Raw genomic sequence first — 11,422 nt, 5'->3', positions numbered from 1 at the left:
AGAGGTTGCTGGTATACTTTTTCCTGCTCTGTCAACATAGACAGCTTCAGACGGAATTTTGGATCGTGCTTCAGCTGCAGAAATATTGGATGGTGGAATATAAGGCCGGTCATGATCGAGAAAAGAACGAACATGTAAAATATTTTCTACATCATGAATGCCTCTATTTTTTATATCCACGATCATCTGCTCTGGATCATTAATATCGCCTTTTAAAACGACATGATCTATATTTATAAGGGTTTTAGCAGTTTCTTTCAATGCTTTCTCATTGAAATCTATACCTATTAGCTTAATCGGATGCTCATCAAGAGCCTTGCCCCTTAGCGATTTATTCTTGATAATGGCATATATTTTTTCAAGTAGTTTTCCATCACCGCACCCCATATCCGCAACATATCTAGGCTGTTCGTCAATAGGTTCACGATTAAATATAGATAGGATGATTTCTTCCATATCAGAAAAATATTTTTCATGTTGAAATCCACTTCCAATTACATTTAACGTACGGTCTACATGCAGTTCGTGATCCAACAAATCCCGTTCAAAGACAGACTTACAATCTCCGAATATTAATTCGGACATCTTTGAAAGCATTGGTCTATAGGAAGCGACCGTTGCTGTAATAAAAATTCGATCCATAATAAATCGGCCGATGTCTGTAAATCTATCTACTCCCTGTTGTTGGGTCAGCCAACCTTGATTGATAAAAAACGCTATAATTTCTTCGCGTACCGCAGGGCTAAGCTTTGATAACAATGGTACTTCCGGATTATCCGAATTACCCAATTGTTCATATTCTTTCAAAGTAAGAAGCAGCGGAATAATCAACATACCATCAAGAAATTGCGAGTACATAGGATTGTCTATATTCCAACTCTTCCCGGATAATTTCATCCATTTTTTGAGACTATGCTTTTTCTTTGCTTGATTTACGTAATCCTGCATAGGAAATGACATTAAGTCCATAATATCTTGCGGGATTTTCTGATGAATCTCCGCTTCAGCAGTTAATACATATTCATCGCTACTGTTTTTAGAAACCCAGTTTAAGGATTCCAAAGTATGCAATGCTATTCGAAGATGCCCGCTATTTGCCTGCAAACGGTGAACAAGGGTGGTAAAAGGAACCGGATTATTTGTATCTAAAATCTCAAAAAGGCCTTGTTTTTTGCAGGCAATAATAACAGGGATGGTGACATAACCATGTGCATAATTGTTTAAAATCGTTAACATGTTTTCACCCCAGAAAATAATCTATATGATCATATCGTAACCCAGTGCTCTGGACGAGAGAGTGACGAAGGTAATTTTGTCCTACTATCCCCTTTTGCTGAGCTGATTTGAGACTGAGTAAGAAAGATACTTTTGGATAGATCAGCTCCACTTAGATCAGCATCCCGGAAATCAGCCCCGATAAGATCAGCTCCACTAAGATCGGTTCCTCTCAGGTCAGCAGCGATCAGGTAAGCTCCTCTTAAGTCAGCCCCTCTAAGGTCCGTTTTTCTCAGATCAGCGGCAATAAGGTCGGCACCACGACCAATGTTTTTCTTACGTCCTGAACGAGCCTTTTGCTCCGGCCGATGCTTTTTCTTGATGCGCGCCTGAGCTCGCACAAGTTCACTTGTTTTTAGCAGTAATGTATTTACAATAGCTCGGTGCTCTGCCACGTCCAGCTTCATGAGCTCGTCCGGGCTAAGATAAGTAAGTTTTTCCGTTTTTTCAAGCACGGAACGGAGCTCATCATGGATAGGCAAAGCAGCTTGTAACATCAAAGCTTCTGTCAGATACCAGAGTAATTCATGAATTTGCAGCATGATTAAGAACACTTTAAACATCGGCTTAGCAGATTCAGGAGCTTGCTGCCAGTCTTGGCCACCAAAGCTGACCTGAGAAACTTTTTGCCCTGCGCCAAAGCAGTCAAAAGCTATACAACCTTTAAGACCTCGTTTACTGAGGCTTTCGTGAATACCACATCGAAAATCTTTTTGCAGCTTGATGCAGGGTGTACCTGCATCTTTATTAATGGGGAAACCATCCGAAGCTGAAAAGCATAATGCGACACAGCACAATCCGAAACAGCTTTCGCAGTCAGCACGCAAATGATCGCCTCTCTTGCTCGTAATAGTATCATCATTTAGATATTTCATCGTCTTTCTCCTCGCAAACTATGTTTAATACCAAAATCATTATTTTATCAGCTATTGCCAACGCTACTCGCTATATTTGATTCCCTAATTTAGGGTTACTTTTCGAAACAAGTTGTGCCACACTTGCATTCGGGTTTTGTAGCGCCGTCTTAAGAATAATCTGATACCTCTCCATCATAGATTCAATGGTTATTTCACTGAAGAGGTCAGCGTTATATTCAAGATAACCCTGTATGAGCGTAGACGTCTCATATAATACTAAACTCAGGTCAAAGTTGGTAGCATCTTTACTAAGTTCTACAGGAACTAATTTCAGGCCAGATGATATTTGTTCAGCATCAGGTAATCGTATCAAGTTGAACATCACATTAAACAAGGACGAGTTAGCGGTTCCTCCTAACATCTCCACTACCTTTGAGAATGGAAGATCCTTATTCGCGAATGCCTCTATGGCCACTTTCTTCGTTCGGGAAATTAGGTCGGTATACCGCATGTCTTTGGTAAAAGAGAGCCGCATTGCAACAACATTGACAAAGTACCCAATGACATGATCAAGCTCCGTTGTCGAACGTTTAGAAACGGGCGACAATACACAAATATCCTGTTGTTCTGTGTATCCGCTCAAGAGCACTGAATAGGCAGACAAGAGTACCATATATAACGTAACTCCATGAACCTGACAGAAGCTTTGTAGTTCAGTCACAAGCTCAGAAGACAGAGTTATTTCCATTTTCGCGGCTTTCGAGCCAGTAAAGTCAGTCCGAGCATAATCGGAATTTATTTGCAATTCCCCATGATAATTAGCGAATGTTTTACGCCAGTAATTTACCTGCGCATCAAGACGGGCTTTGGAAACAGTGGTCTGTTGCCATAAGGCAAAGTCGCTGTATTGTACCATCGGCAACGGTAAGTCAGCAGAACGAGATTCACAGTAATTCTGATAGAGTACTTCAAGTTCTTTCATCATCACACCTGTAGACCAACCGTCAAACAATCCCCAAGGACGTGAAATAATTAGAAAAGATTCATCATCTGAACGTTTAACAAAGTGGAACCGGAACAAATACGGCTCATATCGGTGGAAGGTTCGAGATTTTTCCTCTAAGCACAATTCAAAAAACTGAGATTCGGATTCAATTGTACTGATTAGTGGTCTGAACACTGAAGGGGAATTTACGACCTGTCTCACTTCCCCATCCACGTCAATAAAGCTAGTTCGAAGCATCTCATGCCTCTGCACAACTTCCTTGACACTTTTAACGAGAGCCTCTATATTAACCTTCCCTATCAAGCGAAATGCTGAAAGTACATTTTCGTTACTAGGCACATAACTGTCACCAAAGCGTAGGAACCATAACTCATCCTGCTCAAGAGATAAAGGTACCCCCTCTTCCGTCCGTGTTCTTGCAACGATAGGTAGATTATCCGTGGAATCCTCCTGTGACTGTATTGCACTGGCAAGCAATTCCACAGTCGCATTTTCAAATATGGCTTTGAAAGGAAGATCCTTTCCTAACAATTGTTTTACCCGACTAACAAGACGGACAACGATTAGCGAGTGTCCCCCTAAATCGAAAAAATTGTCAAAAACGCCAACTTTGTCTACACCCAACAATTCCTGAAACAGTTTACCTATTACTTTCTCTGTCTCAGTACGCGGCTCCAAATAATTTGCTTTTACGTAATCCGAATCATCCGGTTTAGGTAACGACGACTTATCAACCTTGCCGTTAGGTGTCAAAGGTAAGGTTTCGAGCAAGATATAAGTGCTAGGTATCATATAGTCGGGCAACAAACCGGACAAATGGTTTTTGAAAACCTTCGATAAAGATTGTCCTAACAATGAAATCTGCGGATAGTTGGTAAGTCGTGTAGTGACATAAGAGCTTCGGGCCTGAACCTGCGGCATATTGCCTTTTGCAAAAATAATATCCAAATGAGCCGTATTCTCCTGAGACCAAGTCGCTTCACAACGATAGCCATGACTTTCTGCAAAGCGAATCATATCTGCAAGTTGCTCCACTTGCTCAAGAGCACGCTCCGACAAGCGCCCCTTTTGATTTATAGGCGTCACCATCCCTGTTACGACAGAGTGCAATACGTTGTCAGCGATCAATACATCCTCCTGTACACGTCCGTTAACAAACCCGTGAATACCAAGAGCATCGTGGGCGTTTGATTCGAGCATACGAAACACGTTCTCAACATTGCTAAACGGATACCATTCAATCGGAGCATTCTCGCATCCACCACTGTCCGCTTCCGCTCGAGTGGTAAGAACAACATCGTACCGGTAACTAAGCATTTCATTATCACCGATACCTTTTTTTACGAGTATGTCTACACGCTCGATTTCGGGAATCAGTTCTGTCAAGGAAGTAAAGAATGAAGGACTGACCAATAACTCTGTCTCTTGCTGTGCCCGCCTGTGAATTCTGCTTGTCAACACGTCATATTTTATTGGAGAATTAGCCTGGCAACGTTCGATAGCAATGAGATGTGCATCAAAAAGATCCAGGTTTCTCACATCGCCGATAAAGATTTTCCCGCCCGGTACCATGCACCGAATGATATCAGATAGCATTTGCGCAAGATAGAGTCTATTCGGGAAATACTGGATTACCGAATTCACCACAACCGTATCGAAACAGCCTTGGGCAAACTGCTCTAAATTCAATGCATCGCTTCTAGTCAAGCTGACATGTTTCCACGACTTGCGATCAAGCTGTTTTTGAATTCCTCTCAGGGCTGACTCAGATATATCAATAGCCTGAACAAAATCACATACCGGGGCATAGCGATATAACAATAGCCCGGTGCCGCAACCTATCTCCAGCAGCTTTTTAGGATGTAAATCTCTTATTCTGTCAACCGTACCGGAAACCCACTCTTCCATTTGCTCCTGTGAAATCGGCTCACCTGTATAGCTACTATTCCAGCCAATATAATTTTGCTCTGCAATGTCTTCCGCTTGGTCTACTGCTTCATATTGATCATCAAATACCGTTGTCCAACGCTTCAGGTTTTCATCGTTATGCGCCTGGGACAGCTCATCCAGACATCCAGCTGTAGGACAAATATGCGCCACCAGTCGAACGTCATTCTCACCTGCTGAGTACGTTGAAACGATAGCATTATTTACAGCGGGATGAGCTCCTAGAACGTTCTCGATCTCACCCAGCTCAATTCGAAACCCGCGCACTTTTACCTGACTATCGCACCGTCCTTTAAACTCTAGTTGTCCATCAGCGTTCCATCGTACCAAATCACCCGTACGATAAAGTCTCGCCGCTTCTTTATCGCTGAATGGATTTTTGACGAAGCGTTCACTTGTAAGCTCAGCATTGTTCAGATATCCTCGGGCAACGCCATCCCCGCCAACACACAACTCTCCAATGACTCCAATAGGTACAAGGCACAAGTTCTTATCAACGACATATGCCTGAGTCTGAGCAATTGGCGTTCCAATAGGAATAATGCCATCCAAAGGGATTTTCCTTGGTATCACATAACAAGTAGAAGCGATGGAGTTTTCCGTTGGTCCATAAGCATTGACGATCGTAATATTTTCAAGAGAATCATAGATGGACTTCACGTCACATGCAGAAAATGCTTCTCCCCCTACTCCAAGGTACGTTAGTCCTATCGGGCGTGTTTTTACAGCCTCTGCAAATGCCGGAAGAAACGCTGCAGACAGCGAAAGCATCGTAACACCTGCTTGATTAATACAATCGATGATTTGATTCATGTCTTTTGCTTCGCCCTGAAGAATGACCAGACGTCCTCCGTTCATGAGAGGTATCAATAATTCTTGACTACCAACATCAAACGAAATGGACATATGATGTAGCATTACTGTGTCAGGATCAGCCGGGAAATAATCTGGATTACGCACCAATCTTACTACGCCACGCTGCTCAACCATTACCCCTTTAGGCTTACCTGTCGATCCTGATGTATATATTACGTATGCAAGATTTTCGGGAGTAACGATGCGCTCTTCACTAATCAAACTAGTTTTAGAACGACCAGCAAGCATAGATTCCAAACTGTCAGCATCCATATAAATTAATAGTTGATCGATAACAGGAATAAGTTCTGCCAATTTCTTAGTCGTAATCAACAATCTAAACCCAGAATCACTTATGATATGGGTAATCCGTTCAGCAGGATAATCTGGATCGATTGGAACATAAGCGCCTCCAGCCTTGAGAATTCCCAAGATGGCGACTACCATCTCTATTGATCTTCTGAGACATAAACCGACTAGAACATCCGGTCCAACACCTTGCTCGCGCAAATAATCAGCAAGTTGATTAGCACGTGCATCTAATTGGCCGTATGTAACCATCTCATCCCCGAATTCCACTGCAATTTTGTTCGGCGTGGTCTTCGCATGCTGCTCGAATAACTCATGCAGACAGCTTTCCGATGGATATGGTTTTTCCGTCCGATTCCAGTCAATAAGCTGCATTGTACGTTCACCATCTGATATGATTTCGATATCCAGAACATGCGTGCCCGCTGTCTGACTATCATGTAGTGCCGTAACAATCCCCTTCAGAGCGAATTCCATATAGGAATATACCGCCTCGGTTGCTAGCGAACGATCAACCTGAACATTCAACGAGAATTCATTTCCCAGATCATCTATAGAAAGACCGACAGGATAATTGGTTCTATCCAAAGAATCAAGCCATTCTACCCCAAAATCATGGATATCACCGCTACCATGAGCAGACACATTTTCTTCAAAGTGGCGATAATTCAACATCGCTGTAAATAAAGGAGCATCATTACCTACACCACTGCAGCTCTGGGCAAGAATTAGTGATGTCTGTTCATATCGGATCAGCTCTTTTAGTTCCGCGTCTGTATCATGTACCATTTCGGCAACACTTTTACCGGATAGAGAGAGCCTGATCGGCAATGTATTGATAAAGTTCCCCACTATTCTTTCAACACCTGGTACACCTTGTAGTCGACCGGATAGTACGGTCCCGAACACAACATCCTCACGTCCACTGCACTTTGCGACTACCAACGCCCATGCAGCATGGAAGATGCTTGCAGGGCTTATTCCAAGCTCTTTTGCTCGTGAACGTATCTCGTCCGCAAGCAGAGCAGGAAGCGAACGTCTGAGACTTGCAATATCACTGCCATCACCATGTACATCGTATAGACCAAATGGCGATGTAGTCTCGGTTACATCACCCAGCTTTTTATGGAAAAATGCTTCAGCATTGTAGGCTTCGAGTTGATGCAGAGTATGGGCAACAAAGTCTCTGTAAGGTACAGCTCTCTCGAGTTGATTCGTTGTAGAAGAGAAATGCGCCAGCATTTCATGAATAATCAACTTTAATGAGGTTGCGTCTTCTATTAGATGATGCATATAAAATAGACCGTACCATACATCTGTTCCTGGTTCATTAGCAACCTTGAGCCGCAATAGAGGTGCATGTGTAATATCGATCACTTCAGGCTCATGCATCTTGTCGCGCATTTGTTGCTCTGCGTCAACTTCGGAAGTAAGAATAATCGTCTTTACAGGAAGCGCAACATACCTAAGGACCACCTGCACCGGTTTGGCCAGACCATTTACAATTATCCCAGTACGTAAAGCGTCATGGCGGTCGATCACATATTGCAATGCATCTATAAATTGATCCAATCTTTCTTTTGAATGAATGCGGAATAGTACAGGTATTACATAAGGATCCTTCTTTGGATCCATCAAATGATGGAACAAAATTCCCTCTTGTGACGGAACTAATGGGTAGATATCCTGAATATTACGCGCACCTCCGCGCACAGTAGAGACGATAACATCGATTTCCTCCTGACTAAGTTTAACAAGCGGCAACATATCAGGAGCTATGTGATCACAGCCGAAAGGAATCACATTTTCGGGCACATCATAGCCCATCGAAATATTGTTATTATCTAGAGATGCAGCAAGCACTTCCAATGTTGGCGCAGTAAATACTGTAAGGACATCGCAATACAATCCATGGGCTTGTAATCTAGCAATTAATTTTGTAATTAGCAGAGAATGACCACCCAGGGCAAAAAAATTATCATTTATACTAATTTTATCTTCGTCAAAACCTAAAAGTTCACTCCAAATACTACTTAAAATGATTTCAGTCTCTGTACGCGGTGCAGAATATGAACCGGAAGAAAAAACATCAATACTTGGTTGCGGCAGAGCTTTATGATCTACTTTACCATTTGATGTGACTGGCAATCTTTCGAGCTTAACATAAGCACTCGGTACCATATAGTCTGGCAGCATCGTTTTTAAAAAGCTGCTCAATTCATTAAAATGGCTTCCATCAAGCTCGTTACAACCATCGGTAAATACTAAATAAGCCACAAGCATCTTATTGCCAGGCGTATCTTCACGTGCAATCACACAGCAGGAATCCACCGTTGGATGTTCTAATAATCGTGACTCAATTTCACCTAACTCAATCCTAAAACCTCTTATTTTGACCTGATCGTCGGCTCGTCCCATAAACTCCAAGCTTCCATCTGGCAACCAACGCGCCAGATCTCCCGTATCATACAACCGTTCGCCATCTATAGGATTGAGGATAAAGCGTTGCGCCGTCAAATCTGGGCGCTTCAAATAACCTCTTGTAACCCCGGCACCGCCGACATACATACGCCCGGTAATCCCAACAGGAACTGGTAAAAACTGTTCGTTTAGTACATATAGAGCTAGATCAGATATTTTCTTACCTATGACACTTTTCTGATTTATATTTTGTTTACGCAATCGGTGATGCGTGACATGAACCGTTGTTTCCGTTATGCCGTACATGTTAATCAATTGAATGGATTCGTCCCCATGCCAATCAAACCAGGGTTTGAGAATGGCCGGTTTTAAGGCTTCTCCACCGAATATTACATATCTGAGTGAGAGATTCTCTCTTCTCACGGCATCGACTGAAATCAATTGCTCAAATACCGTTGGTGTTTGGTTAAGGACAGTGACCCGCTCCTTTACGAGCAGTGTATAAAAATCGTCCAGTGACTGCGCCGTTGCCTTGGAAACTAGAACAATTCTTCCACCATAGGCCAAGGCTCCCCACATTTCCCAAACAGAAAAGTCAAACGCAAACGAGTGAAACATTGTCCACACGTCGTCACGTGTAAAGCCAAACTCGGGTTGCGTAGCGTTAAACAAACGGGTAGCATTTCTGTGCTCTACCATAACACCTTTTGGCTTGCCTGTAGACCCTGATGTGTAGATTATGTAAGCTAGATGTTTAGGCTCAAGACTAATGGAAGATACCGGAATATCAGAGGTATCATACCCATTAAAATCATAATTGTCGAGACATACAACTAGCTTATCATTTATTGTTATCTGCGGAACCAATTCTGAATGAGTTAGCAACAACGCCGCACCAGAATCCTCCAAAATATAACGAACTCTCTCTGCAGGAGAAGCAGGGTCGATCGGTACGTATGCCCCACCAGCCTTCAAAATACCTAGAATAGCAACAACCATATCAATCGAACGCTCTAAACATAGTCCCACCAAATCATCAGGATTAACCCCCATAGTATGTAGACAGTGTGCGACCTGATTAGCCCGCTCATTTAATTGCCGATAAGTTAACTCTTCATCTTCAAATGTTAAGGCAATACGATCAGGCGATATTTTGCATTCTTTTTCAAACATTTCATGCAGGCATATGTCTGTTGCATACTTCGCAATCGGGTTCCATTCGACTAACAACTGATTTCGTTCTGCTTTGCTTAAATATTCATATTCCGATAGCCTTCGCTCAGGGTTCTTAATCACTTGGCTTAACAAATTCAGATAGTGATCAGCAAACCGTTTGATGGTCGATCGGTCAAAGAGATCACTATTATATTCAAAAAGTCCTTCTAGCCCTTTGGCTGTTTCTTGCAAGTCCAGTGTTAAATCATACTTTGCGATTTTAAAATCATAATCAACTTGGGATATAGCCAAATCAACCAATTTATCATTGTACTGCGCGACTGACTCTTGTAATACGAACATCACCTGGAACAGTGGAGAATAGCTCCTGCTGCGCTCCAAGTCCAATGCGTCTACAACCGATTCAAACGGAATATCTTTGTGACTGAAAGCATCAAGCGCCGTCATTTTGACTCGCCCCAGAAGCTCTGCAAACGTTGGATCACCAGACAAATCGCTTCTAATCACGAGTGTATTCACAAATAAACCAATTAGATTTTCAAGCTCAGATCGATCTCGGTTTGCGATTGGTGTACCGATAGTCAGGTCTGTTTGCTGGGTATAACTCCTTAACAAGATCATAAACCCTGAGAGTAGCGTCATATAGAGAGTAGCACCATGCTCGTCACTCAGTTTACGCAGGTCTTCCAGCAACTCAGGCGGGCAAAGAAATCCTTCACGAGAACCGTTATAAGTTTTGACCGCAGGCCTTGGACGATCTGTTGGTAACACCAACTGGGCATTAATATCCTTTAGTTGTTCCCGCCAGTAACCGAGTTGCTTTTCCTTCACATCTCCTGTCAACCAGTGTCGCTGCCACCGAGCAAAGTCGGAATACTGAATCTGAAGCGGCTTTAACTTTGAAGACTCCCCAGCACAATAGGAAGTATATAAACTCTTAACTTCATTAATAAAGACTGTTAAAGACCAACCATCAGATATACTGTGATGCATAGTGACCAAAAGTATATGTTCAATCTCCGACTTTTTGAGCAATGTTAACCGGACCAAACTCTCGGCACCAAGGTCAAATGGGGCCAGTGCTTCCTCTTCGCATAGACGGAGAAGATGTGCCTCCGAGTACACGTCCCCTTCTTGAATGACCAACGGACTTGGGCTATCTATACACTGATAGGGAACTCCTTCACGCTCAACGAAACGTGTTCTAAGCACACTATGTCTTGTCGTAATTTCCTGCAGTGCCCGAAACAATGCCTGCTTGTCCAGCCTACCGCTAAGCCTCCATGCCCGGGGAATGTTATAATAGCCACTGTTATCCTCAAGTTTCGCTAGAAACCAAAGTCTTTGCTGTGCGAATGAGAGCTGTATATCGTCGTCACTTTCCGTTGTACTTCTAGGTATAACGACATACGGCGAGATGTCGATGCCCTGCTTTTTAAGGAGAGCAATCAACGCTTGCTGCTTGTCAACAGATAACGAGTTTACTTTAGCGACTATACTTTGAAGATTATCGCTCATCTCTTATTCTCTCCCCTTTATAATCCCTACAAAATACTTCGTTTTATAAGACTGCCTA

At 42.7% G+C, this 11,422-nt stretch carries 2 protein-coding genes; both read right to left on the bottom strand.

From position 1 onward, the window contains the following. Positions 1-1,265 precede the first annotated feature (1,265 nt). Positions 1,266-2,150: a pentapeptide repeat-containing protein gene (locus GOP56_RS01510; protein ID WP_104031157.1), complete on the bottom strand. Its 885-nt coding sequence runs from the start codon at positions 2,148-2,150 to the stop codon at positions 1,266-1,268. 70 nt (positions 2,151-2,220) lie between these two features. Beyond that, a complete protein-coding gene (locus GOP56_RS01505; RefSeq protein ID WP_163244304.1) occupies positions 2,221-11,364 on the bottom strand; it encodes a non-ribosomal peptide synthetase in 9,144 nt (3,047 codons plus the stop codon). Positions 11,365-11,422 lie beyond the last annotated feature (58 nt).

This window comes from Brevibacillus sp. 7WMA2 (genome assembly GCF_010748895.1).
GTDB classification, from domain to species: Bacteria; Bacillota; Bacilli; order Brevibacillales; family Brevibacillaceae; genus Brevibacillus_B; species Brevibacillus_B halotolerans.
The sequence above is the reverse complement of the archived record's forward strand: the minus strand, read 5'-3'. Positions and strand labels throughout refer to the sequence as shown.

Coding starts and splice junctions, on each gene's coding strand:
- GOP56_RS01510 (WP_104031157.1), bottom strand. CDS start 2,150: ATGAAATATCTAAATGATGATACTATTACGAGCAAGAGAGGCGATCAT.
- GOP56_RS01505 (WP_163244304.1), bottom strand. CDS start 11,364: ATGAGCGATAATCTTCAAAGTATAGTCGCTAAAGTAAACTCGTTATCT.